The 20,854-nt window shown below is 61.5% G+C and carries 30 protein-coding genes; 15 read left to right on the top strand and 15 right to left on the bottom strand.

What is annotated here, in order from left to right; all coding sequences use genetic code 11:
- The first annotated feature begins 32 nt into the window (after positions 1-32).
- From DOM57_RS02110 to DOM57_RS02040, 15 genes are all read left to right on the top strand, one after another.
- On the top strand, positions 33-848 hold the full coding sequence (locus DOM57_RS02110; RefSeq protein WP_162619419.1) for a Rad52/Rad22 family DNA repair protein: 816 nt from the start codon (positions 33-35) through the stop codon (positions 846-848).
- Entirely contained in the window at positions 841-1,794 is a 954-nt protein-coding gene (locus tag DOM57_RS02105; protein WP_110647570.1) for a hypothetical protein, read from the top strand. The genes DOM57_RS02110 and DOM57_RS02105 overlap by 8 nt, the downstream gene beginning before the upstream one ends.
- Position 1,795: 1 nt before the next feature.
- Complete coding sequence (locus DOM57_RS02100) at positions 1,796-2,269, top strand: single-stranded DNA-binding protein (RefSeq protein ID WP_162619418.1); 474 nt, start codon at positions 1,796-1,798, stop codon at positions 2,267-2,269.
- A 224-nt stretch (positions 2,270-2,493) separates the two neighbouring features.
- Positions 2,494-2,919, top strand: coding sequence for a hypothetical protein (locus DOM57_RS02095; RefSeq protein WP_110647568.1), 426 nt, complete (start codon positions 2,494-2,496; stop codon positions 2,917-2,919).
- Positions 2,920-2,969: 50 nt separating this feature from the next.
- Positions 2,970-3,371 (top strand): nucleoside triphosphate pyrophosphohydrolase family protein, encoded by a 402-nt coding sequence (locus DOM57_RS02090; protein WP_204352840.1) that lies wholly within the window; start codon positions 2,970-2,972, stop codon positions 3,369-3,371.
- Positions 3,371-3,562, top strand: coding sequence for a hypothetical protein (locus DOM57_RS02085; RefSeq protein ID WP_110647567.1), 192 nt, complete (start codon positions 3,371-3,373; stop codon positions 3,560-3,562). The genes DOM57_RS02090 and DOM57_RS02085 overlap by 1 nt, the downstream gene beginning before the upstream one ends.
- 186 nt (positions 3,563-3,748) lie before the next feature.
- Positions 3,749-6,283, top strand: a complete 2,535-nt coding sequence (locus tag DOM57_RS02080) for a DNA methyltransferase (RefSeq protein ID WP_110647566.1) — start codon at positions 3,749-3,751, stop codon at positions 6,281-6,283.
- Positions 6,284-6,312: 29 nt separating this feature from the next.
- Positions 6,313-7,398: a DNA cytosine methyltransferase gene (locus DOM57_RS02075; protein WP_110647565.1), complete on the top strand. Its 1,086-nt coding sequence runs from the start codon at positions 6,313-6,315 to the stop codon at positions 7,396-7,398.
- A gap of 10 nt (positions 7,399-7,408) precedes the next feature.
- Positions 7,409-8,338, top strand: a complete 930-nt coding sequence (locus DOM57_RS02070; protein WP_110647564.1) for a recombination-associated protein RdgC — start codon at positions 7,409-7,411, stop codon at positions 8,336-8,338.
- A 10-nt stretch (positions 8,339-8,348) separates the two neighbouring features.
- The gene (locus DOM57_RS21985) at positions 8,349-8,942 is read left to right on the top strand and encodes a hypothetical protein (protein WP_204352839.1); all 594 of its coding nucleotides are present in this window, start codon (positions 8,349-8,351) and stop codon (positions 8,940-8,942) included.
- Positions 8,939-9,202, top strand: coding sequence for a hypothetical protein (locus DOM57_RS02060; protein ID WP_110647563.1), 264 nt, complete (start codon positions 8,939-8,941; stop codon positions 9,200-9,202). Before DOM57_RS21985 ends, DOM57_RS02060 begins: the two co-directional genes overlap by 4 nt.
- Positions 9,199-9,855 carry a J domain-containing protein gene (locus DOM57_RS02055; RefSeq protein WP_110647562.1) on the top strand — a complete coding sequence of 219 codons (657 nt, stop codon included), beginning with the start codon at positions 9,199-9,201 and terminating at the stop codon, positions 9,853-9,855. The genes DOM57_RS02060 and DOM57_RS02055 overlap by 4 nt, the downstream gene beginning before the upstream one ends.
- Positions 9,852-10,079 carry a hypothetical protein gene (locus DOM57_RS02050; RefSeq protein ID WP_110647561.1) on the top strand — a complete coding sequence of 76 codons (228 nt, stop codon included), beginning with the start codon at positions 9,852-9,854 and terminating at the stop codon, positions 10,077-10,079. Before DOM57_RS02055 ends, DOM57_RS02050 begins: the two co-directional genes overlap by 4 nt.
- Before the next feature lie 91 nt (positions 10,080-10,170).
- Positions 10,171-10,386: a helix-turn-helix domain-containing protein gene (locus DOM57_RS02045; RefSeq protein WP_110647560.1), complete on the top strand. Its 216-nt coding sequence runs from the start codon at positions 10,171-10,173 to the stop codon at positions 10,384-10,386.
- A complete protein-coding gene (locus DOM57_RS02040; RefSeq protein ID WP_110647559.1) occupies positions 10,386-11,528 on the top strand; it encodes a phage integrase Arm DNA-binding domain-containing protein in 1,143 nt (380 codons plus the stop codon). Before DOM57_RS02045 ends, DOM57_RS02040 begins: the two co-directional genes overlap by 1 nt.
- Positions 11,529-12,022: 494 nt before the next feature.
- Here DOM57_RS02040 and DOM57_RS02035 read toward each other — a convergent pair whose 3' ends face one another.
- From DOM57_RS02035 to DOM57_RS01965, 15 genes are all read right to left on the bottom strand, one after another.
- The gene (locus tag DOM57_RS02035; RefSeq protein WP_110647558.1) at positions 12,023-12,349 is read right to left on the bottom strand and encodes a phage head closure protein; all 327 of its coding nucleotides are present in this window, start codon (positions 12,347-12,349) and stop codon (positions 12,023-12,025) included.
- Entirely contained in the window at positions 12,349-12,630 is a 282-nt protein-coding gene (locus tag DOM57_RS02030; protein WP_110647557.1) for a head-tail connector protein, read from the bottom strand. Before DOM57_RS02030 ends, DOM57_RS02035 begins: the two co-directional genes overlap by 1 nt.
- Positions 12,627-14,123: a terminase large subunit gene (locus DOM57_RS02025; protein WP_110647556.1), complete on the bottom strand. Its 1,497-nt coding sequence runs from the start codon at positions 14,121-14,123 to the stop codon at positions 12,627-12,629. Before DOM57_RS02025 ends, DOM57_RS02030 begins: the two co-directional genes overlap by 4 nt.
- A complete protein-coding gene (locus tag DOM57_RS02020) occupies positions 14,120-14,581 on the bottom strand; it encodes a P27 family phage terminase small subunit (RefSeq protein WP_110647555.1) in 462 nt (153 codons plus the stop codon). The genes DOM57_RS02025 and DOM57_RS02020 overlap by 4 nt, the downstream gene beginning before the upstream one ends.
- Before the next feature lie 45 nt (positions 14,582-14,626).
- On the bottom strand, positions 14,627-14,959 hold the full coding sequence (locus DOM57_RS02015) for an HNH endonuclease (protein WP_110647554.1): 333 nt from the start codon (positions 14,957-14,959) through the stop codon (positions 14,627-14,629).
- Positions 14,919-16,088, bottom strand: a complete 1,170-nt coding sequence (locus DOM57_RS02010; protein WP_204352838.1) for a phage portal protein — start codon at positions 16,086-16,088, stop codon at positions 14,919-14,921. The genes DOM57_RS02015 and DOM57_RS02010 overlap by 41 nt, the downstream gene beginning before the upstream one ends.
- Positions 16,085-16,606 carry an HK97 family phage prohead protease gene (locus DOM57_RS02005; RefSeq protein WP_110647552.1) on the bottom strand — a complete coding sequence of 174 codons (522 nt, stop codon included), beginning with the start codon at positions 16,604-16,606 and terminating at the stop codon, positions 16,085-16,087. The genes DOM57_RS02010 and DOM57_RS02005 overlap by 4 nt, the downstream gene beginning before the upstream one ends.
- Positions 16,607-16,608: 2 nt before the next feature.
- Positions 16,609-17,826: a phage major capsid protein gene (locus DOM57_RS02000; RefSeq protein WP_110647551.1), complete on the bottom strand. Its 1,218-nt coding sequence runs from the start codon at positions 17,824-17,826 to the stop codon at positions 16,609-16,611.
- Between the two features lie 335 nt (positions 17,827-18,161).
- The gene (locus tag DOM57_RS01995) at positions 18,162-18,563 is read right to left on the bottom strand and encodes a MarR family transcriptional regulator (protein WP_110647550.1); all 402 of its coding nucleotides are present in this window, start codon (positions 18,561-18,563) and stop codon (positions 18,162-18,164) included.
- A 52-nt stretch (positions 18,564-18,615) separates the two neighbouring features.
- Entirely contained in the window at positions 18,616-18,897 is a 282-nt protein-coding gene (locus DOM57_RS01990; RefSeq protein ID WP_110647549.1) for a helix-turn-helix domain-containing protein, read from the bottom strand.
- Positions 18,888-19,163, bottom strand: coding sequence for a hypothetical protein (locus tag DOM57_RS01985; RefSeq protein ID WP_110647548.1), 276 nt, complete (start codon positions 19,161-19,163; stop codon positions 18,888-18,890). The genes DOM57_RS01990 and DOM57_RS01985 overlap by 10 nt, the downstream gene beginning before the upstream one ends.
- The gene (locus DOM57_RS01980) at positions 19,160-19,468 is read right to left on the bottom strand and encodes a hypothetical protein (RefSeq protein ID WP_110647547.1); all 309 of its coding nucleotides are present in this window, start codon (positions 19,466-19,468) and stop codon (positions 19,160-19,162) included. The genes DOM57_RS01985 and DOM57_RS01980 overlap by 4 nt, the downstream gene beginning before the upstream one ends.
- A 74-nt stretch (positions 19,469-19,542) precedes the next feature.
- Positions 19,543-20,181, bottom strand: coding sequence for a hypothetical protein (locus tag DOM57_RS01975; protein WP_110647546.1), 639 nt, complete (start codon positions 20,179-20,181; stop codon positions 19,543-19,545).
- Between the two features lie 64 nt (positions 20,182-20,245).
- Complete coding sequence (locus tag DOM57_RS01970; protein WP_110647545.1) at positions 20,246-20,551, bottom strand: hypothetical protein; 306 nt, start codon at positions 20,549-20,551, stop codon at positions 20,246-20,248.
- The gene (locus DOM57_RS01965; RefSeq protein WP_110647544.1) at positions 20,548-20,838 is read right to left on the bottom strand and encodes a hypothetical protein; all 291 of its coding nucleotides are present in this window, start codon (positions 20,836-20,838) and stop codon (positions 20,548-20,550) included. The genes DOM57_RS01970 and DOM57_RS01965 overlap by 4 nt, the downstream gene beginning before the upstream one ends.
- Positions 20,839-20,854 lie beyond the last annotated feature (16 nt).

Genomic DNA, 20,854 nt, shown 5'->3' with positions numbered 1-20,854 from the left:
GGCGCCCGCCGGCATCTCTCCCGGAGAACTTCATGAATCAGCAAGTCACCCACGCGGGCGGCTCGCAGGCTTCGGCGTGCGCAGCCGACCACATGGCGTTGTGGAAGCAGGTCGAGAAGACGCCCACAACCGCAACCAAGCAGGCGAACGTCAACGGCCAGTCGATCACCGCGATCGACACCATGCACATGATCCGGCTAGCTACTCAGGTATTCGGTCCGATGGGGCTGGGCTGGGGCTACGGGATCGACGAAGAGCGATTCGACCAGGGCGCGCCGGTCATCGATCCCCAGACCGGCAGCCTGATCGCCCACGAGCAGACCCATACCATCCGGTTGACGCTCTGGTACAAATGGCACGGCGAACGCGGCGAGGTCACTCAGTACGGCCATACCCGCGCCGTTTACCGCACCAACAAAGGCACGTGGATGACTGACGGCGAAGCGCCGAAGAAATCGGTCTCCGACGCTATGAAGAAGTGCCTCAGTTGCCTCGGCTTCGCCGCCGACATCTTTTCCGGCCTGTTCGATGACCAGGGCTATCGAGCGGTTCGAGAAGCAGAGACCCGCCTGGCCGCCGCCGATGACTTCGATTCCGAGCTGCAGAAGTATCGCGACGAGTATGCCGACTGGCTCAAGCGCGAATGCACCACTCTGCGGGAGAAGATCCCGCACCCCCGCAGCATCCAGATGGCCGGAGAAGCGATTCTGAACCGGATTCGCGATCGCGCCAGCGTCGCCCGAGTCGATCCCGATAAGGGCATCCAGATGATCCGTCAGGCCATGGCTGATGGCATTGAAAATGCCAAGCGCAATCTGGCCGATAAGAAGGAGACCACCAATGGCTAACACAGCAGAGAAACTGAACGACCAGGAGCCCTACGGCACCGAGCTCGTCGAGTTGAACCGCGTCGAGCAGGCGCTGGCCGAACTCCGCGCCCGCCACGGCAACGTGCCGGACTACTCGACTCCAGAGGGCTACAAGGCCGGTAAGGCATCGATCAAGGAACTAACCGGCTACCGTACCGGGACAGACAAAGCCCGACTGGCGATCACTAAGCCACACCGCGACTTCATCGAGCGAGTGAACAACTATGGCAAATCACTGATCTCGGAAATCGAGAAACTTGAGAAGCCGCACCGCGATGCGAAGCAGGCCGCGGACGAGGCAGAACAGCGCAAAAAGGAAGAACGCATCGCCCGGCTGCGCGAGCGCCTCGATCGGGAGATCAACAGCTATCTCGATACCGCCCAGGGCCTCGACTCCACTGCCCTGGCCGATCTATACGACTCGGCTCTCGATATCAGCACTGGCGACTATTTCGACATCACTGCCGAAGCCGAAGACGCGAAGGCTAACGTCATCAATACGCTCCGCGACATGCATGCTGCCGCGCTGGAACGTGAACGACTCGCCGCCGAGCAAGCGGAAGTTGAGGCAGAGCGCCGCCGGCTGCGAGAAGAAGCAGAGCGCCAGGAAGCGGAGCGCGCCGAGCTAGAAGAACTGCGTCGATTTAAGGAGCAGCAGGAAGCTGCCGCCACCGCGGTGACTGCCCCGGCGGATGATCCGGCACAGCAGGTAACGTACGCTGCGCCATCGGATACCCCTGAGTGGATCGGTTTTGATCCTGGTTTCGATGAGCCGCAGGCCGCTCATGTCAAAGAGCAATCTCGCTGGAATGAGGCCCTGGCCGATCTGATCGATGCCGGTCTGGACACACAATCCGCTCACGCTGCTCTCACTGCTATCGCCGCCGGCGATGTCCGCCACACTGCATTTAACCAAGGGGTATGAAATGGGTGTTTACACAGCAGTCGGACGCGTAGGTCGTCAGGCAGAAGTTCGCCAGACCCAAGGCGGCCATGCCGTGGCGGGATTTCCCGTCGCGGTGGATGTCGGCTTTGGGCAGAACAAGTCCACTCTCTGGTTGGATTGTTCGATCTGGGGAAAGCGCGCCGAGGGTGGCTTGATTCAATACCTCGTCAAGGGGCAGGAGGTGTTCGTATCTGGTGAGATTGGTACGCGTGAGTTTCAAAAGAAAGATGGCAGCCCAGGGTTTGCGGTAACGCTGAAGGTTTCTGAGATCAATCTGGTTGGCGGCCAAGGTGGGCAGCAGCAATCGTCACAACAGCCGAACTACGGCGGCTATCAGCAGGCTAAATCCAACTACGCACAGCAGCAGAACCAACCGCCGCAAGGCGGTCAGCAGAATTACGGAGCGCCGGCGCCCGGCAGCTTCGACGATTTCAACGACGAAATCCCCTTCTGATTAGGACACCCCGCCGCACCGCGCTGCTCGCTCGGACGGGCCGGCGGGTGGTTTGCGTATCCAATATCCACGTCAGCAGCTGAGATGGGCCGCACTCCCGGGACTACCCGTGGGCGCTCGGCATGGGGTCGAGCGTTTACGGATGACCGGAACCGCAAATGCGGTAGGCCCAGGCAAAGCCGGATGCCCCACGAGACGGGGCCATCGAATTCAAGGAGATCATCATGCAGCTCGAAGAAACGGTAGAGCCGATTGGCGATGAAGACTTCATGCGACTGGTGCAGACCGACCAGGGACCGACTGAGGTAGAAGCGTTTTGCGACCTTCGTCTCGAAGTGCTTGATGGCAACCACCAGGGCGAAACCATCGAAGCATTTGCTTTCCTCGTTGTTCGGGGAGAAGGCCATGCAATCAACGTCACAGAAAAACGTACTGGCAAGAGACTTGTAGAGATTCCAGTGATCGATACGGATGGTCAGCCAGTGTTCGTGACGGACGAATCGTATACCGGCTTGCTGCCGGCAATGTGCGAGATGGCGAAGATCGCGAGTTTCGAGCGCTTCCGCGAAGCCGACGAGCATCTGATGCAGCGCTATCTCGAAAAAATCAAGCAGCATCCAGCGGTGAAACCTGACCCCGTCATGCACTGACCGGGCCGTGTGCCACCGCGTCAAGATGGCCCCAATTCAAGGAGATGATGATGAGCAAAAGCACGATGATTGGAGAGTTCGACCAGCGTGGCGCCGAACAACTGGCAAGGCTGTGCTATCAGAGATCATGCGCCGCCGGATGGTGGTCTGATGCCAAAACTGGGCAGGCTTACGAACTCACCCCGGAGCGATTCGCGCAAAAGCTGTGCCTGATTCATTCGGAAATCAGCGAGGCAATGGAGGGGCATCGCAAAGGATTGATGGACGACAAACTGCCACACCGCGAGATGGTCGAGGTTGAGTTGGCCGATGCTGTCATACGGATCTATGACCTGGCAGGCCGCGCTGGCTACGACATCATCGGGGCCATGGTGGAGAAACTTGAATACAACGCGCGGCGCGCCGATCACAAGCCGGAAAATCGCATCAAGGCCGGAGGAAAGGCTTACTGATGACCATCCTCTCCGCCGTTGCCCGCATGCTCAGCGCCACCGCTCAGGACTGGAACCTGCCCCGATGCACGCAGGCCACGCCCTACATCCAGCCGATGCCGCGCGCCCAGGCCGGCAGCGTCAAATCCCACCAGCGCCAGGCAGCCAAGCGGAAAGCTCGGCGCCGGGCCAAGCGGCTCAACCACTTCTAGCCGGAGGCAGCCATGGCTTGGATAGCATTCACCGCCGTCGGCGTTGCAGTGACGCCATGGCTGGTTCGTCGCGTCTATCGAGTCATCGACTCGTGGAATCAGGCGTGGGCCGAAGACAACCGGGACTGAGTCCCACCCTATTTGATTGGCCACCCACGCGGTGGCCGACTTAGTTCTGGAGCATCCATGGAATACCACGACTTCCTCAAGGCGAAGGTCGCGGTCGCGCCTGTCTATGGCGTACCGATCGCCCCCGCCGACATCAACCCAATCCTGAAGGATCACCAGCGCGCCATGGTGCAGTGGATGGTCGACGGCGGCCGTCGGGCTTGTTTCGCCGCCTTTGGCCTGGGCAAGTCTGTTATTCAGCTCGAGGCGGTGCGGATCTGTCGTGAGCGTGCCGGCGGCATGGCGCTGATCGTCATCCCGCTGGGCGTTCGCCAAGAGTTCCGGCGTGACGCCGAGATGCTCGGCATCAAGGTGAAGTTCATCCGCCGGATCGAGGAGGCTACCGACCCGGAGGCGATCTACCTCACAAACTACGAGTCGGTGCGCGACGGTAAGCTCGATCCCAGGCTGTTCAGCGTGACATCGCTCGACGAGGCATCCTGCCTGCGCGGCTTCGGCGGCAGCAAGACTTTCCGCGAGTTCATGGCGCTGTTCGCCGGCGATGACCGGAAGAACGGGATCCGCACCGAAGGGATCCGGTACCGGTTCGTGGCCACGGCAACGCCGAGCCCGAACGAGTACATCGAGCTGCTCGCCTATGCGGCTTTCCTGGGCATCATGGACGTCGGCCAGGCCAAGACGCGCTTCTTCAAGCGCAACGCCGAGAAGGCCGACAAGCTCACACTGCACCCGCACAAGGAGAAGGAGTTCTGGCTGTGGGTAGCGAGCTGGGGGCTGTTCGTCCAGCGCCCCTCCGATCTCGGATTCAGCGACGAGGGCTACGAACTCCCCTCAATGGATGTGCGCTGGCACGAGATTCCCAGCGACCACACCAAGGCCGGCGCCGAGAAAGATGGCCAGGGCCGGTTGTTCGCCAATGCCGCGATCGGCATCCAGGACGCGGCGCGCGAGAAACGCGACAGCCTGCCGGCGCGTATCGACAAGCTCATGGCCATCCGCGCCGAGGATCCGGCGGCGCACCGTCTGATCTGGCACGACCTCGAGGCCGAGCGTCACGCCATCGAGTCAGCGATTCCCGATATCGTGAGCGTCTACGGCAGCCAGGACCTGGACAAGCGCGAACAGGCCATCGTCGATTTCAGTGACGGTCGCTTCCAGGAACTCGCCGCCAAGCCCTCCATCGCCGGCAGCGGCTGCAACTTCCAGCGGCATTGCGCCTGGGCCGTATTCCTCGGCATCGGGTTCAAGTTCAACGACTTCATTCAAGCCATTCACCGCATCCAGCGCTTCCTCCAAACCAGGCCGGTCCGGATCGATTTGATCTACACCGAAGCCGAAGTCGAGGTGAAGCGTCAGCTCGAGCGGAAATGGCGCCAGCACGACACGATGGTGAAGAAGATGACCGAGTTCATACGAGAGTACGGCCTCACCCATGCCGCCATGGCGGCAACGCTAGCTCGCTCGCTGGGCGTGAAGCGCGTCGAGGCGAGTGGCCAAGACTACACGGTGGTCAACAACGACTGCGTGGAAGAGACGCGCAGCATGGACGAGAACAGCGTCGACCTGATCGTGACCAGCATTCCGTTCGCGACGCAGTACGAGTACAGCCCGAGCTATAACGACTTCGGCCACACCGACGATAACGCGCATTTCTGGCAGCAGATGGACTACCTGGTACCGGAGTTGCTGCGCGTGCTGAAACCGGGGCGCGTCGCGGCGATCCACGTGAAGGACCGAATCACGCCGGGCGGCATCAACGGGTTCGGCTTCCAGACCGTCCACCCGTTCAGCGACGAGACCGTTGCCAACTTCACGAAGCACGGCTTCGCGTTCCTGGCCAGGAAGACGATCGTCACCGATGTCGTACGCGAGAACAATCAGACCTACCGGCTGGGATGGTCCGAGCAGTGCAAGGACGGCTCGCGCATGGGCAACGGCATGCCGGAGTACCTGCTGGTGTTCCGAAAGCCGACGAGCGATCCCAGCAACGGCTATGCCGACACGCCGGTCGTGAAGAACAAGGCCGAATATTCTCGCGCGCGCTGGCAGATGGACGCCCATGGATTCATGCGGTCCAGCGGCGACCGCCTGCTCGATCCGAAAGAGCTCGAATCACTGGATCAGGCCGCCATCTTCCAACTGTACAAGCGCTACAGCCTGGAGACCGTCTACGACTACCGGCACAACGTGAAGATTGCCGAAGCCGTCGACGAATCGGGATGGCTGCCAACGACATTCATGCTGCTACAGCCGCAGAGCTGGCACCCGGACGTATGGGCAGACGTGGTCAGGATGCGGACGCTCAACACCAGCCAGGCCTCGAAGGGCAAGGATCAGCATCTGTGCCCACTGCCGATCGACATCGTCGAGCGCTGCATCGAGCAGTACAGCATGCCCGGCGAAGAGATCTTCGACCCGTTCGGCGGGCTAATGACCGTGCCGTACTGTGCGGTGAAGCTCAAGCGTCGCGGCCGCGGCGTCGAGCTCAATCCCGCCTATTACCTGGATGGCGCCGCCTACTGCGCGGCCGCTGAACGAGAGATGTCGATGCCATCGCTATTCGATGTGCTTGAAGACGACGAGGCCGCCTGATTGGCGGCTTCCTTGGTTCTGGAGGACGCATGCCACGCGCCTACTACAACGAGTTCGACCCATACGCCGCGCAGTGGTTGCGAAACCTCATCGAGGCCGGCCACATCGCGCCCGGCGACGTAGACGAGAGAGATATTCGCGATGTCTATCCCAGCGACCTGCATGGATACACGCAGTGCCACTTCTTCGCCGGAATCGGTGTCTGGTCCTACGCGCTTCGGCGTGCCGGCTGGCCAGATAGTCGACCTGTTTGGAGTGGTTCCTGCCCCTGCCAACCTTTCAGCGCGGCAGGCCGCCGATCTGGAATGCTTGACGAGCGGCACCTATGGCCAGCGTTCCACCATCTCATCGAACAGTGCCGCCCTCCAGTCGTCTTTGGCGAGCAGGTTGCGAGCAAGGACGGCCTCGGTTGGCTCGACCTTGTGCAAGCTGACCTGGAAGGAACGGGCTACGCCGTCGGGACGGCGGATCTGTGCGCTGCGGGCGTCGGCGCGCCGCACTGGCGACAACGGCTGTGGTTTGTTGCTGACGGGCTGGCCGACAACCCAAACCAGCGACAGCACAGGCGGTGGCCAAGCGAAGCGCGCGATGGGCGAAACTCGTCACGGATCGAACCTGAACGACTTCGCGATGCTGGCAGGCTGGGGAACGCCCACAACAACGGAAGCCGGTGGGTCGCCGGAAGCATTTCTCGATCGGAAACGGAAACTCGACGGAAAGTGCGGAGTCAGCCTGACGGCGCTGAACCTCCAGGCAGAGATGGCCGGATGGCAGACGCCCACGACGATCGACAGCCGCCGAGGCGACTACCAGTACGACCAGGGGGACAAGACAAAGCCGCGACCATCGAATCAGGGGATCGCCAAGATGTGCGGCCCGGCCCGACTAACGGCTTCTGGCGAGATGCTGACTGGATCTTCTGCCGGGATGGAAAGTGGCGGCCAGTTGAACCCGGCACACTCCCGCTGGCTCATGGGGCTCCCTCCCGAGTGGGACGACTGCGCGCCTACGGAAACGCGATCGTCGCGGAAGCGGCGGTGACGTTCATCGAGGCATATCGAGACACAAAGCTAATCATCAACGAAGCCGCCTCTGGGGCGGCTTCTTCGTTCTAGGAGATCCGTAATGTTCCCCAAAGCCATGTTTTTCTACCGCATCCACGGCGACGAACAGGCGATCGCGCTCGAAGACCTCGAAGCCGCACTGGCCGAGTTCGCCTTCCGCCCCGTGTCGCCGCGAGAGATGCGCCGCGTCGGTTGGACTACGCCGGCCGGCAAGCAGAGCGAGGCGCTCTCCCACGAGATCCAGCGCCACATCCTGATCACGATGCTCAAGCAGGAGCGCCTGCTGCCTGCGGCGGTGGTCAATGACGAAGTGGCCGAACGGGCAGAGGCCCGCGAAGCCGCTGAGGGCCAGCCCCTGTCCCGTCGTGAGCGCCAGTTACTCAAGGAGCAGGTACTGGAAGAGTTGCTACCGCAGGCATTCACGCGCACGAAGCGGATCGATGTCTGGTGGGACACCGCGAACCGCATCATCGGCATCAACGCCGGCAGCCGAAAAGCCGCCGAGGAAGCGCTGGATCTGCTGCGGCAGTCGCTGGGCTCGCTCAAGGTCACGCCGCTGGCGACACGCACACCACCGGCACGCGGCATGACGCAGTGGCTGAGCGATCCAGGCAGCCGGCCGGCGATTTTGCTGCTGGGCGACCAGGTCGAACTGCGTGCCGCAGAGGATGAGGGAATCTACCGCGCGCGCCAGGTCGATCTGGACAGCGAGGAAATGCAGCACTTGCTGGAAGGGGGACGTCAGGCCACGCGTCTCGCCATTGGCATCGAAGGTCTCGCGCGGTTCCAGCTTTACGATGACTTGAGCATCAAGGGGCTGAAGTTCGACGACGCGCTGCTCGATGAAGCCAGCCAGGCCGATGACGGCGACGACCCTGCCGTGCGACTCGAAACGGACTTCGCGCTGTGGAGCGACGCGATGTCGAAGGTTATCGCCAGCCTGCTGGAATGGCTGGGTGGCGAGGCCGAGCCGAGCGTCCCAACACCGTGAGGAGACTCTCATGCAACTGAAGGCATATCATGTTCAGGAAGACCACGAAGCTCATTGCTGCATCGTGTTCGCCACCAACAGCGCGGCCGCTCGCCGGCAAGGTGCCGGTGAGCTTGGCACCGAATGGGAGTTCGTCGAGTTTTGCCGGCGTGCGCCATGGGCTGATCAATATGCCGGCCGTCGCGGTGGTGTTCCAGATCACGCGCTAATAGATCAAGGATGGCGGGTTCCGTGCAATTGCGGGTGCGACCAGGTGATCTATGAAGACCTGATCCACGACGAAGAGGAAGACTGTGACCCTGTCTTCGTCGGCAACTGGACCTACTACAACTCCGAGCACCACGATACCGAAGTAGCCGAGATTAAGGCGCGGCAGGAGCTGGAACGGGCCGTTGCCGATGAGGCTCGGGCGAAGTTCCCCGGCGCAGAGATCACCTACATCTTTCATGGCACCTCGCGAAGCAATCAGCCTGGAGTAGACATGCGCGTCCCCGGCCTTCAGGGGAGAGTCACGTGGCAGCGAGGTGATGACACGGTATCAGTCCAGAAGCGCGACGTAGATGCATGGCACGCTTACGCGCAAAGGATCAAGGGGGCCGCATGACCACCACAACCACCTACACCAATCAATTCGCGCCGGCCATCGCCGGCGTTTGTGTTCTGGAAGACAGCTCGGCGGCACTGTTTCGTAAAACGAAAGGTGAACTGTTCGATGGCTGCATGCGCCACGCCGGGCTGTATAAGCAGGCTAATCGGTCGATAGAAGGAGGAATGCACAGGGCGATTGCGGCTGACTACGCAGCAGCACAGATAGCTGTGGGAGAAGTCGATCAGATTCTGAATAACTTGGGAGGTGAGTCGTGACGATAACGGCCTCGCCACTATGCTGGCCGCCGGGCAAGCCGCGAACGCTAGCCAATGACCGCAAATCCGGCCGCTTTGGCAAGCGCAACGCGCAGGGCTGGGGTCTGAAGGAGCTGACCCTGGCCGAGGGTCGCGACCGCGTGCTTTCTGCTCTCGATCGATACACCCGCGCAGGCCATCCCTATCGGGTGCCGCCGGACACTATCATCATCAGCTCCGACCTGGCACTCCGAAGCGACGGCCTGCCTCGATCTGGTCAGCGTGAGCCGAAAGACCCTGGCGCCGCGGTCTACTTCGAGCTGGACGGACAGCAGCAGTGCATACCGTGCGACGTCTACACCCGTATCGCTGACAACCTGGCCGCGATCGCCGACGTGATCGAATCGTTGCGCACCATCGAGCGCCACGATGCCGGGTTGATGCGGGCCGCATTCACCGGCTTTGCCCAACTGGCCAGTCCGGAGGCCATGGGTCGGCCGCACTGGCGAACGATACTCGGCACGGAAAGCAGTGATCGTCAGGAGGTGCAAGCCGCATACCGGCGGAAGCTTCGCGAGACACATCCGGATCGTGGCGGGAGTGCAGAGGCGTTTCATGCAGTGCAGGAAGCGTGGCGCCAGGCAGAGGCTGAGCTAGGAGGCAGCAGCCGATGAAAATCACGACACACGACAAGCCACTGACCAAGGCCAGGAAAAAGCCTGAACGCGCCGCGCGCAGCCTGTCGAGCATCGCCGAAGAAGCCGGTATGCCACTCGGCACGTTGAAAACGAGGCTGAGGATGCTGGAAGCGAAGGGTCTGAGCCGGGAAGCCGCTCTCAAGAAAGCCGTGGAAAAGCCCGTCACGGCGCGCGGGCGACCGAGGAAGAGCTCGGGATAGGCGCCTACTACAGACGGAAAATGACACGCCGGCACCTGCCGGCTTTTTTGTGCCTGCTCGGCCCTGTCAGGCCAACGGCAAGGAGGACATGATGTCGACTGGTAAGCTCATGAGCCTTGATGATTGGCGAAAAGCACGCTTCCTGGGCAAGCCGCCCGGGCGCTCTACGGTTCGGCGCTGGTGTAATGACGGGACGATCCCGGCAAAGCGTATCGGTGGGAATTGGTATATCGATGTCGACGCAGAGCGTAATCAGACCGGCAACGATCTGGCCGATGACGTGCTGAAGAATATGGAGAGTGCCTAGTGGCAGCAAGACCGCGCTCTCGCAGCAAGCGAGGGCTGGAACCCAATCTATATGAAAGTCGCGGGTATTACTCGTACAAGAATCCGGTTACCCAAAAATGGCACGGTATGGGCTCCGATAAGGCCAAGGCACAAGCGGCGGCTCGCGTGCTCAATGCCCGCCTGATGAAGAGCTCTGACCTGGTCGCCCGCGTGATGGGTTTGGAGGGGGTCACGCTCAAACATGCGGCAAAGCTCTTCTTGAAAGAACGTGTAGACGATCACCGAAAACTCAGTGACAGCACAAAGCAGAACAAGCATTACCGGACGGGTCGCATCATCAAAGATCGTGGTGACGCGCGCCTGGACCAGATAGACACTCGTTGGTGCGCCGAGTACCTAGACGAAAACTTCAAAGGCGACCCGTACATCCAGTACCGGTCGGTGCTGTCGCAGATCTTCGACTACGCGCAGACGAAGGGCTGGATGAATGGAAACCCGATAGCTCCGACACGGAAGAGCGATGAATCCTACGAGAAGCAGCGCAGGCGGCTCACCATCGAGCAATACAAGGCGATTTACGCCATGGCGCCCGAGTGGTTTCAGATCGCCATGGAGATGGCTCTTGTCTGCCTGTTTGGCCGGGCCGAAGCCGCGGCAGCCCGGTACGACCATATCTACGACAACGCCCTACACTACGTCCGGCAGAAAACGCGGGAGCGCTCAAAGACCGCCTACGTCGCGATCGGGATGACTCCAGCAATAGAAAGCCTCATTCAGCGAAGTCGGCAATTACCGCCAGTCTCCCCTTTCATCGTCCACAGAACGCCGAGGCGGATAACGAAAGCAGCGAAGAGACGCGAGCATTGGAGTAGTGTCACGCCAGACAAGATTTCTCGGCAGTTCGCAGAGTTGCGGGTGAAAGTTCAAAGCATCGCGCGCCTGCCGGAAAAAGAACAGCCGACCTTCCATGAGATCCGCTCGCTAGGATCTCGGCTACTCGAGCTCAAAGGCGTGCCCATTGGCGACATTCAAATTTTAATGGGGCACGCCGACGAAGAAATGACCCAGCATTACCTCGACGGGCATGGCATACGCTGGCAGGCTGCCAAAGGCAATGTGTACGACATGAACGCCTTGCTATCCCTTCCAAAACCCTCATAGAACCCATTGATTCATATGGAGCGAATCGAGCGTTTTAGCCCCTATCCCATTCTCGCGTTTCTCTTTTATTATCAACGGCATATCTACCTATCGGCGCCAAAATGGGGTTGCAGAGGTCGCAGGTTCGAATCCTGTCGCTCCGACCAGAATGGCTAGTAAAAACCGCCACTTACGGATCATGCCGGGTGGCGGTTTTTCGTTGCTTAGCGACTAGGTAGCAAATAGGTAGCAGTGGCGGGCAACAGGTAGCAACGAAAGGCGCTTTCGAGGGTAGTGCCGAAAATCCCACCGTTTGATGGGTTTTACGAGACCTTCGTAAAACCCCGACCTGTGCAGGAATTATTGCTTTTCAATGGTTTGCAGAAAATAAGAGATGCCGGCCACGGCGCGAGGAACTGCGCCTGCCGGCTGTCGGGGTTTTGCTCGATCGGGGCACTGTCCGACTGATCCCCGGCCAGTCTATTCCCTCTTGGGACCGCACTGGCTGCGGGTTCCTACCTCGTATGGCAGATGATCTCCATCCACTCGTGTTTCAGCTCCACGTCCAGCACAGCCTCGATCTCGAACATCATGCCCTGTACTGTGAGGCGCTTGCTTGTAGCGTTACCGGTCGCCAGCTCCGGGTGATAGCGGCATCGGACGCGATAGGTCGTCTCCGCGTTCACCTGCGCTGCGGCGAAGTATTCACGCCCACGCAGCGGCTCGACACTGGCGCGGATACGTGGGCCGTCGATCCACTCGGTTATCACCTCGCCATATTGGTTCTGGGTCTGGCTGAAGTTCTGGATCGTCACCAGGTGTCGCAGCTTGCCCGCTCGCATCACAGCACCTCGTGCGATCGGTAGGGGTTCAGCAGCAGATGAAACGTGGCGTTCTCGTACAGCGCCCGATCGTTCTGCCGCTCGCGATGCTCGTACAGGTCGCCGACCAGCAGAAGGACGGCGGCGCGCACAGGCGCCGGCATCGGCTCGGGCAGGTCATCGCCAAGGTAGCCGGCTACGTGGCCCTCAGCGGCTGCCAGCAGCCCGGTAATGTAAGCGTCCTCGTCATCCTCGAGGATTCGTAAATGGTCCTTTGCTTCCTGCAGCGTGACGGTCGTCATATGAAATACACCTCGGTTTCGATATCGGCGGGCTCCTCGGCCCCCTGGGCGGCGCCCATTGCCATCGCCAGCGCCTGAATGCCGTCGATGCGGCCGGTTCGCCGCGACTTGTCCAGCTTACGGGCGCCGGCCGGATCGGTGACGGCGACGGCGTTGGCCGCGCACATCGTCAGCACCGGGTGATTGCCGTGGGCGATGCGGCCGTTCAGTAGCTCCGCCTCCAGGGCATCGAGTGCCGGCGCCATGTCTCGGAAGCCTTGGCCGTGAGGGACCAGTGGTAGCTCGATGCCCAGCCGGTCCAGCTCCTTACGGAAGATGTCGATGCGCCAGCGGTCGAAGGCCAGCGCGTGCAGATCCACGTCCTGCAGGATGTCCGCCAGCTCGGCGGCCACTGCCTCATAGTCCACGGTGGCGCCGGGCGTGGTGCGAAGCAGTCCGGAGCGCGCCCACACGTCATAGGGGGCGCGGTCAGCCTTGGAGCGGTCGAATAACCCCTGCTCTGGCGTCCAGAAGTAAGGCCGCACTTGCCACACGCCGCCGACCTTGCCCACCAGCACCAGCGCGGTGAGGTCGGTTCGAGCCGACAGGTCTAGCCCGCCATAGACCGGGCCATCGAATGGCTCGGGCGTCTCGGCGCAGCCGGCCCACACGTCCGGGCTGATGAACGGGCTATCCAGGCTCACGCGCTGATTCAGCAGCAGGTTGCGCGCGGTGTTCGACATGCTCGGCATCCGTTCGGCCTGCGCCATCTGCTCGCGCATATCGTCCTGACTGCGGAAGATGCCAAGCGCTGGATTGGCAGCCTTCCACGCCTCCTCGTCCATCAGGTCGCAGCCTTCGGGCGCGGCGTAGAGTCGGCAGACGGTGCGCGGGTCTTTCGAGCGCAACGCGTCGTCGATCCACTGGCTCAGCAGGTCGGCATCGTTCGCCGCCTGCGTGCTGATCGTGATCAATAACGGGCTTTCGTGGGCGCCCTGGCTGGTAGTGATCGCGTCCACGAAGTCGGACTGTGGCCCGCGCACCTGGCCCACCTCGTCGAGGATGGCCAGCACCGGCGACAGGCCGTGCGCCGTCTTGCCATCGGCCGCCAGCGCCTTGAACTCCGTATTCATCGTCAGCCCTATGAGGCGCTTGCCACTGGGCACAATCCTCACGATGCGCGAAAGCTCCGCCGACTGCTGCACCATCTTGGACGCTAGGTTGAATACCAGCGCCGCCTGATCGCGGCTCAGGGCGCCGGAGACGAGCTGGCTATTCTGCTTCGCCTCGGGGCCCACCAGGTGGGCCAGTAGCAGGGCGGCGATCAGCCCGGTCTTGCCGTTCTTGCGGCCCACCGACAGGATCGCGCGCCGTGTGCCGGCCGGGTTGTCGTAGATGTCGCGGATGAACTGCTGTTGGAAGTCCGCCAGCACCATCGGCTTGCCCACGCCTGCACCTTCAGGCGTGACGCAGTAGCGCTCGATGAAGCGAATCACGCGATCGGCGCGGGTCATTGCAGCGCCCTCGGAATCAGGTCGTCGTCATCGTCGATACCCTGGCGGGCGCCACGCTCGAGTGCCGCACCCTTGTGGATATCCTGCGACTTGCCCACCACGCTGATCGTGTCGACCTTGAGTTGGCGGGCCATCGCCAATGCTCGCCGGCTCACCTTGTCCAGCAGCGTGCAGGCCGGGTTGATTTGATCGCCTAGAATCATGCCGTTCTCGTCGATGTAGGCCTCCAGCTCCGCGATGTCGCCATAGGCGCGGGCCAGTTGCGCCGCCAGCATCAGGTCGGCTTCTGTCCACGTGTCACGCGCTCGAGCGGTCACGATGGCGTCCCACGCCGGGCGGTCACGGTCTCGCACGCGCACGAATGCCGGCGGCTCGAGCGGCCCCATAGAGGCGGCCTGGGCAGCCGTCACAGCGGCCTTAGCGCTGTCGGATCGGTGTCGGCGTGGCGTGGATTTCATGGCAGTTACCGATAAAAGCGACCTTTGGCGGCGGTGTGGGCCGGGTCAGTTGCTGGTGATTTTTCGCCACGGGTGGTCCGGGTCGAGCGGCATTCCACTCGTGTCGCATCCGATGACGGTCGCGCCGCGGCCTTGGGTCTCTGCCATCGTCTTGCGTGAGTGGCACTCGTGGCACAGTGGCTGCAGGTTCTCGCGGCTGTTGTCGTCCGTGTAGTCGCCCTCGGCGTTGTCGATGTGGTCGACATCAGTAGCCGGGGTGACGATGCCCAGCGCCACGCACTGTCGACACAGCGGCTCCTCTGCGAGCACTTGGGCACGCAGCTTGCGCCATGCCGCGCTACTCAGCGGTACGCGGCGCTGCTTCTTGACGGGGCGCATCGTCGATACCCTCCACGGTAGGCAGGTTCTCCAGGCGACGAACCTCTGAACGCATCATCCAGCCGTCCTCGATCGAGCGCTGGTAGAACTGGGCGCGCTTGAGGCTATCGCCGCGCAGCAGCCCTTCCACGTTGTGCTCGGCGTAGAAGGTGGCCGGGTCGTTGATCAACGATCGGCCCGCCGCCTGCTCCCACATCACCAGGTGCCGGCGCAGCGTGTGCGTCACGAAGTACCGGCCCAGCTCCACGGCGTTGGAGTAGTTGGCCTCTCGCAGATCCCCGATCAGGACAGGCGGCACGCGGAACAGGCGCGCCACCTCCTCGACACTCATCCGGCGGGCCTCGATCCACTCGGCATCCTCCAGCGTCATGCTGACGGTCTTGAACTCGGCGCCAGCAGGAAGGACGGCGGTCTTGCCATGGCTACCCACGCCGCCATAGCCAGCCGCCCAGCTCTCCCGAATGTCGCCGGCCTGCTGCTTGGTGGTGCCAGCTTGCGTCTGGATCACTCCGGATAGCTTGGTGCCCTGGGCGAACATCCGTTCCCCGTGCGTGCGCTCGGCCAGTGCTAGCCCCACGGTGTCGCGCGCGACCTGAATGGGGCTTCTTCCCATGATCCCGTCATCGGTGTGGTAGCGAAGGTGCAGCACCTCCTCGGCCAGCAGCCGGCGGATGTTGCCGCGTCGATCGCTCACCTCGTAGATCAGTGAATCATCGTCGGTCAGCAGCACGCTCACGCGATCAGGGTGCAGCGGTAGCAGCGCCTCGACGCGCCCGGCACGATTCCACTGGATCTCGGCATAGGCATTGCCCCTCAGCAGCACGTGGCGCTGCATCATCTCGCGGAACTCGAGCGCGGTTTGCTTCGAGTTGGGCTCGGTGTGCAGCACCTTGTACAGCGGATGGGAGCGGGCTTTCTCCCGGCCATCCTCCGTGCGCCGGTAGATGTCGAGAGGCAGGCTCGCCACGCTCTCGGAAATGGCTGCCACGGCGGCATAGACGGCGGAAATACCCTCGGCGCTGGATGGCGTCACGTTCACGCCGGCTACGTCCTGAACGGCCGCCACCTTGTCCCAGTAACGGTCGTAGGCGTCGGCCCGCTTCTCGGTGCGGCGTCGGAAAAGCTTCACTGGCAGGCCTCCAGGTAGAGCCGGGCCAAGCGAATGGCACGGTGTTGGGTATGGCGAACCTGAACGCTCGAGGCGTCATAGGCGGGTGCCGCCGTTACCGTCACCTCGAACAGGTCAACGTCCAGCAGCTCACGCACCGGGCGCCCGTTCTCCTCGATCCAGCGATCCCGCACCGGCAGGAAGCCGAACGAACAGCCGGCCACGTCGCCGCGCGTGACCAGTGCCGCTAGGTCCCGGCCCAGCGTGGTATCGGGTAGGTCGATCTCGAAGGCGAGCCCAGCGGCATCTTCCGCCAGCCTCAGACTGCCGGCACCTACTCTCCCCAGCAGGGCGCGGCCGTCATGCTCGTAGATGGCGCGGATGTTGCGGGCTCTCGGGTCGCCCAGCGTGCGAGTGAACGCGCCAGGCCGAACGACCTCGACGAACTCGCCCAGATCGGCAGGCTCGTTGAAGCGGGACACATAGCCGGTCAGCTTGCGCCCCTGGGGCTTCATCTCGTTGCTGGCGCGCACTTCCATGATCAGGCTTCCGGCTTGGCGACAACGAAGCCTTGCGGGTGGCGAATCGCCACATCGGCGGTCGCCATCGCGCGCACCTGAACACCGCCACGGCTGTAGGCCGGCTCGGCATACGGGTTGACCAGAATGTCGAGCTCCGACCAGATCCCCAGCATCACCTGGCTGAAGTCGCCCAGCAGCAGGGTATCGGTCGGCATCTGGTTGGTGACGTTGAACGGCTTGTCGTCCATCCGGCCACCTTGCAGCAGGAAGCCGGAGCCGCTGCCCGGCACCTTCTCGGTGCTGGCGTAAGTGGTCTTGATCCCCGGCGCCGCCAGCCAGTTGATCGCCTCGAGGTTGGCCAGTTCCAGCAACTCGGACAGACCCAGTACGCCTGCCCAGTCGCTCGGCAGGTTGGCGGTCTGGATGCCAGCGGCATTGAGGATGCCGGTCGGCTCGCCATCGGTCCCGGTACCGGCGAGGATGGCGCGGTCGATTTGCTCGGCGATCAGTGCGGTCAAGTCACTGCGCACCAGCTCCTCGATGTCCGGGCTCGACTGCTGGATGAGCTGACGGGACATCTCCGTCTTGCCGCCCACGTGCTTGGGCGTCAGCTTCACGTCACCAAACGACATTTGGCCTTCGGGCACCGCTTGGCCTTCCGTCACCCAGCCGGTAGCCAGCCCGGTGCCGTACTTGGGAATAGCGACATCACCGGAAAGGCCGGACAGCACGCGAACGCCCAGACTGCGAGCCAGCAGGCGATTACGCAGCGCGCCGATGTAGTCCTGGGGGCGATGCTGCACCGGCACAATCTGGCTGGCGGTGCTGGTCTCGTTGGCACGGGTCTCGAGCGCCTGCATTGGAATGAACGCGCCTTGAGCTTTGCGACCCGATCGGCGTTCGGCTTCCTGGCTGTACTCGCGTTCGGCGCCGTCAAGTGATCGTCCTTCCATCTGGGCGCGCATCACCTTCACCACGCTGACCTGACGCGCCAGCTTGTCCAGATCGCCGCCAGCTTCGTTGTTCACGGGCGTGGCGACACTGCGGCGCTCGGCATCGGCCACATACTCGGCTCGCTCGATTTGGCCGACCAGGTTGCGCTCCTCGGCCTTGAGGGCGTCGAAGTTCTGGGTTTCGTCAGCGGTCAGGTCGCGCCCTTCGTTGGAGGCGGTTTCGACCAGGTTTTTCATGGCGGCGACCTTGGCGGAACGCTGCTCACGTAGGGCACTCAATTTCATGATGATTCACCTTGTGGCGGTGTCGGGTTGGGCTGGTGGCACTGTACGAATATCCACCATAGACGCAATGATATATCGTTGCATAGGTGTTTTAAAAGTGACTCGTAATCACCTTCAAACCCCCACAGGGTGGTAACTCTAGAAGGGTGTCCAATTATTGAACGCGGTAAAAATCGAAAATCCCGGATAAGGGTTCATTTTTTGAACCCTTATTTAAAGGTGGCAGCATCCTCAACTGGATAAGGGTTCATTTTTTGCCACCGTGGGTGGCAAATTTTGAACGCGGTGAAAATCGACCCGCCTCAAGGGCGGGTCGAAAGAGGTGAACAATCTGTTCAGGCCTGGGACAACCTTCGCTGTGGGATGATGCTCGGCACCACGTCCAGATCCTTACCCGGACAATCGTCGATGGTGTGCCACGTGAGCGCGAACAGCGCACAGCGGGCACCTTCTCGGCCACGCCGATTCTCTCGAGTCTTGCTGATCAGGTTGCGGTCTTGCAGCTCCCTCAGCGACTTGGCCAGCGTTGCCTTGGCCATGCCGCCCCACACATCCATCATCGAATGAGTGGCGGCCAGATTGCCGTTGTTGCGGCCGTTGTACTGGCTTCCCAGCACTATCAGCACTTTCAGGGCAGACGGTGACAACTCGCGGAAGTCCCGCTGCTCCATCAGTAGCTTGGGCAGTGCGAGGAAGCCGCCGGGCGCAGCTACCCGATCGCGCTTCTTCTTCGCCATGCCATCCTCCTAGGAGGCGAGGGCGTCGTGTTTCACGACACCCTCGCGCCAGCTACTCGGTCTCGACCAGACGATAGCGCTTGATCTTGGCCTTGGGCTTTGCAGGTTGCGGGTGCCATTCCGTAACGATGGTGAAGCCCCGATTGCGCAGGTCTCTGATCGCTGCTGGCGCGTGGGCGATTCGTAAATCCCACTGCAATTCAGCGGCGCTCATCGGATGGCGCCTCAGCGCCTCTAGCACTCGTCCCGTCTGGGTGGTAGGATCAAGTTCAGCAACAGTATTCGAATGAGCCCGGCCTGGGGAGAGGCCGGGTTTTTTCGTTTCTACTCGCATGATTCTGCCTCCTCTTCCGCTTCAAGCTGCGAGATTGTGGCCTCCAGCGCGCCAGCCTCGTCTTCGAAGTATTCCGATCGACGCTCCGCCATCTGGCGCCCGGCCTTTGCGATCCGCTTGGCTGCTGGATCGAACGGGTCTTTCTCGATCATGGCCTCGACAGCTCTAAACAGCGCGGCGGCCTGTAGCAGGTCTTCGGATGCCAATGAAAGCTTTTCGAGCTCGTCGGTGTAATCGTTGATCATGATTTTTCTTTCGAGGCTCATGACGCCATCTCCTGAGACATTGCGGCTTCGGCAGTGCTGGTGTAGGCGTCACCTTCAGCCAGCCAGTCGAATACATCCTTGAGGCGGTAGCGTACGGTTCGGCCGTGCTTGACGAAGCGAGGGGCAGGCTTACCCAGCAAGCGGCCAGTAGTGCGGGCCTTGCGAGCCGTAGCCGGCTGCACCGGGATGAGGTGGGGGAAAACAGCGGATTCGGGCAGCTCAATCAGAGTCGGGTCGAATCCGTCGCGGTAACGAGCGAGAGCGCTCGCCAATACTTGCGGTTGGTAACCAATATCTACGTACATCGAAGGCGTCCTTATGTCTGCTTGATGACGCCTTCAATGTTGGCTGCCGCCCCAAATTATCTCGCGGGGGGATTTTACTCATTATCGTGGGCGTATTTCCCCAAGCCGAACGCTTGCCGGATTTTATCGCGATGCCCATCCACAGCAGCCGTGGGAATTGCTGCTGCAACTATTTCCGGGAAATGCCCGCGGTCAGACTGCCCCACCGTGATGCCGTGATCTTCACATACGTTGGCAATGGCTCTGATCTTCTTCAGGTCGTATCGAGGGCGCTTTCGAGGCTCTGGTGCGTGATTCTCCAGGTAGTCATTGGCTAGGCTGGATAACATTCGAAGCAGTGCATCATGGCCCGTCAAGGCCGTTTGAAGCGGAATGATACTCCCAACCTCTCCCAACGGGTCGATGTAGAATGCGGCGTTTTGAGCCATTATTTGTGCGGCTGGTGGTGGGAGTTCTCTCAGTGCCTCTCGCGCGCGATCGAGACAGTCCCGATAGTGTGCCACTGCCGCCCGGTATTCGCCGGCGGTCAGATCGGTGCCGAACTCCTGTTCCTCAAACTCGATCCAGGCGCAGGTATGGTCAATATCTTCTGCCAACTTCTCGGGATCATCTGGCTTATTGCGCTCCCATTTGCTGAATAGCCGTACCAGTCTATCCTGCCGCTCAGAATTTAGTGGCAGTACGCCTGATCCTCGAGGCATATGATGGTTCATCAGCGCTCCCCAATGAATGAAAGTGCCGACGCGCCTTCAAGCACGCGCCGGCCGATGAACGGCGTCAGTCCCGATCGTCATAACGTGCGCAGCCAAGCTGCTCGGCATGTTCGTCGAGACATTCCATCAAGCGCCAACCTCGACACGCCACACTATCAGCGAGAATATCAAGTGCAGCCAAAAGCCCTTCTTTATGAAAACCGTTGAGGTCGATGTTCGTATCCTGAAGCAATTTGATAATGGCCCTCTGCCCCAGCATCGCCTTGTCTATTTCATCCGCTGCTCCACTCATTGCAGCCCGGTAGCCCATCAGAATATCTGTGGTGCTAGCCTTGTCCGGCATTTCGACACTTTCTTTGATCACATTCATGCCCGCACCTCCTGCAGGGAAATCGCCATGTCCAGATGGTGAACCACGTTATCCAGCCCCCAGCGCACGACTTCTGATAGCTCGCCATCCCGCGTGCGAACTTCGAGGATTTGCGGATCTTCCGGATCAAAGCTGATACGGCAGGAGCGTTCGCCGGTGTGCTCGACGACGCAGGCATCAGGCTGCCCGACGACGCGCAAGGCATCCCGCCAGGTCTCGGCGGTGACTTCTTGCTGTGTCCCTGTTCGGGCCAGCGTGACGGTGTGAGTGGTAGACTTGCTGTGCATTTCGGCATCTCCTTTG

It is taken from the genome of Salinicola peritrichatus, from assembly GCF_003206715.1.
Classification (GTDB): Bacteria; Pseudomonadota; Gammaproteobacteria; order Pseudomonadales; family Halomonadaceae; genus Salinicola; species Salinicola peritrichatus.
Note: the sequence above shows the minus strand (reverse complement) of the source record. Positions and strands in the feature narration are given on the sequence as shown.

Bases quoted from the DNA above. Each gene is read 5' to 3' on its own strand.
- DOM57_RS02110 (WP_162619419.1), top strand. From the start codon at position 33: ATGAATCAGCAAGTCACCCACGCGGGCGGCTCGCAGGCTTCGGCGTGC.
- DOM57_RS02105 (WP_110647570.1), top strand. From the start codon at position 841: ATGGCTAACACAGCAGAGAAACTGAACGACCAGGAGCCCTACGGCACC.
- DOM57_RS02100 (WP_162619418.1), top strand. From the start codon at position 1,796: ATGGGTGTTTACACAGCAGTCGGACGCGTAGGTCGTCAGGCAGAAGTT.
- DOM57_RS02095 (WP_110647568.1), top strand. From the start codon at position 2,494: ATGCAGCTCGAAGAAACGGTAGAGCCGATTGGCGATGAAGACTTCATG.
- DOM57_RS02090 (WP_204352840.1), top strand. From the start codon at position 2,970: ATGAGCAAAAGCACGATGATTGGAGAGTTCGACCAGCGTGGCGCCGAA.
- DOM57_RS02085 (WP_110647567.1), top strand. From the start codon at position 3,371: ATGACCATCCTCTCCGCCGTTGCCCGCATGCTCAGCGCCACCGCTCAG.
- DOM57_RS02080 (WP_110647566.1), top strand. From the start codon at position 3,749: ATGGAATACCACGACTTCCTCAAGGCGAAGGTCGCGGTCGCGCCTGTC.
- DOM57_RS02075 (WP_110647565.1), top strand. From the start codon at position 6,313: ATGCCACGCGCCTACTACAACGAGTTCGACCCATACGCCGCGCAGTGG.
- DOM57_RS02070 (WP_110647564.1), top strand. From the start codon at position 7,409: ATGTTCCCCAAAGCCATGTTTTTCTACCGCATCCACGGCGACGAACAG.
- DOM57_RS21985 (WP_204352839.1), top strand. From the start codon at position 8,349: ATGCAACTGAAGGCATATCATGTTCAGGAAGACCACGAAGCTCATTGC.
- DOM57_RS02060 (WP_110647563.1), top strand. From the start codon at position 8,939: ATGACCACCACAACCACCTACACCAATCAATTCGCGCCGGCCATCGCC.
- DOM57_RS02050 (WP_110647561.1), top strand. From the start codon at position 9,852: ATGAAAATCACGACACACGACAAGCCACTGACCAAGGCCAGGAAAAAG.
- DOM57_RS02045 (WP_110647560.1), top strand. From the start codon at position 10,171: ATGTCGACTGGTAAGCTCATGAGCCTTGATGATTGGCGAAAAGCACGC.
- DOM57_RS02035 (WP_110647558.1), bottom strand. From the start codon at position 12,349: ATGCGAGCGGGCAAGCTGCGACACCTGGTGACGATCCAGAACTTCAGC.
- DOM57_RS02030 (WP_110647557.1), bottom strand. From the start codon at position 12,630: ATGACGACCGTCACGCTGCAGGAAGCAAAGGACCATTTACGAATCCTC.
- DOM57_RS02025 (WP_110647556.1), bottom strand. From the start codon at position 14,123: ATGACCCGCGCCGATCGCGTGATTCGCTTCATCGAGCGCTACTGCGTC.
- DOM57_RS02020 (WP_110647555.1), bottom strand. From the start codon at position 14,581: ATGAAATCCACGCCACGCCGACACCGATCCGACAGCGCTAAGGCCGCT.
- DOM57_RS02015 (WP_110647554.1), bottom strand. From the start codon at position 14,959: ATGCGCCCCGTCAAGAAGCAGCGCCGCGTACCGCTGAGTAGCGCGGCA.
- DOM57_RS02005 (WP_110647552.1), bottom strand. From the start codon at position 16,606: ATGGAAGTGCGCGCCAGCAACGAGATGAAGCCCCAGGGGCGCAAGCTG.
- DOM57_RS02000 (WP_110647551.1), bottom strand. From the start codon at position 17,826: ATGAAATTGAGTGCCCTACGTGAGCAGCGTTCCGCCAAGGTCGCCGCC.
- DOM57_RS01995 (WP_110647550.1), bottom strand. From the start codon at position 18,563: ATGGCGAAGAAGAAGCGCGATCGGGTAGCTGCGCCCGGCGGCTTCCTC.
- DOM57_RS01990 (WP_110647549.1), bottom strand. From the start codon at position 18,897: ATGCGAGTAGAAACGAAAAAACCCGGCCTCTCCCCAGGCCGGGCTCAT.
- DOM57_RS01985 (WP_110647548.1), bottom strand. From the start codon at position 19,163: ATGAGCCTCGAAAGAAAAATCATGATCAACGATTACACCGACGAGCTC.
- DOM57_RS01980 (WP_110647547.1), bottom strand. From the start codon at position 19,468: ATGTACGTAGATATTGGTTACCAACCGCAAGTATTGGCGAGCGCTCTC.
- DOM57_RS01975 (WP_110647546.1), bottom strand. From the start codon at position 20,181: ATGAACCATCATATGCCTCGAGGATCAGGCGTACTGCCACTAAATTCT.
- DOM57_RS01970 (WP_110647545.1), bottom strand. From the start codon at position 20,551: ATGAATGTGATCAAAGAAAGTGTCGAAATGCCGGACAAGGCTAGCACC.
- DOM57_RS01965 (WP_110647544.1), bottom strand. From the start codon at position 20,838: ATGCACAGCAAGTCTACCACTCACACCGTCACGCTGGCCCGAACAGGG.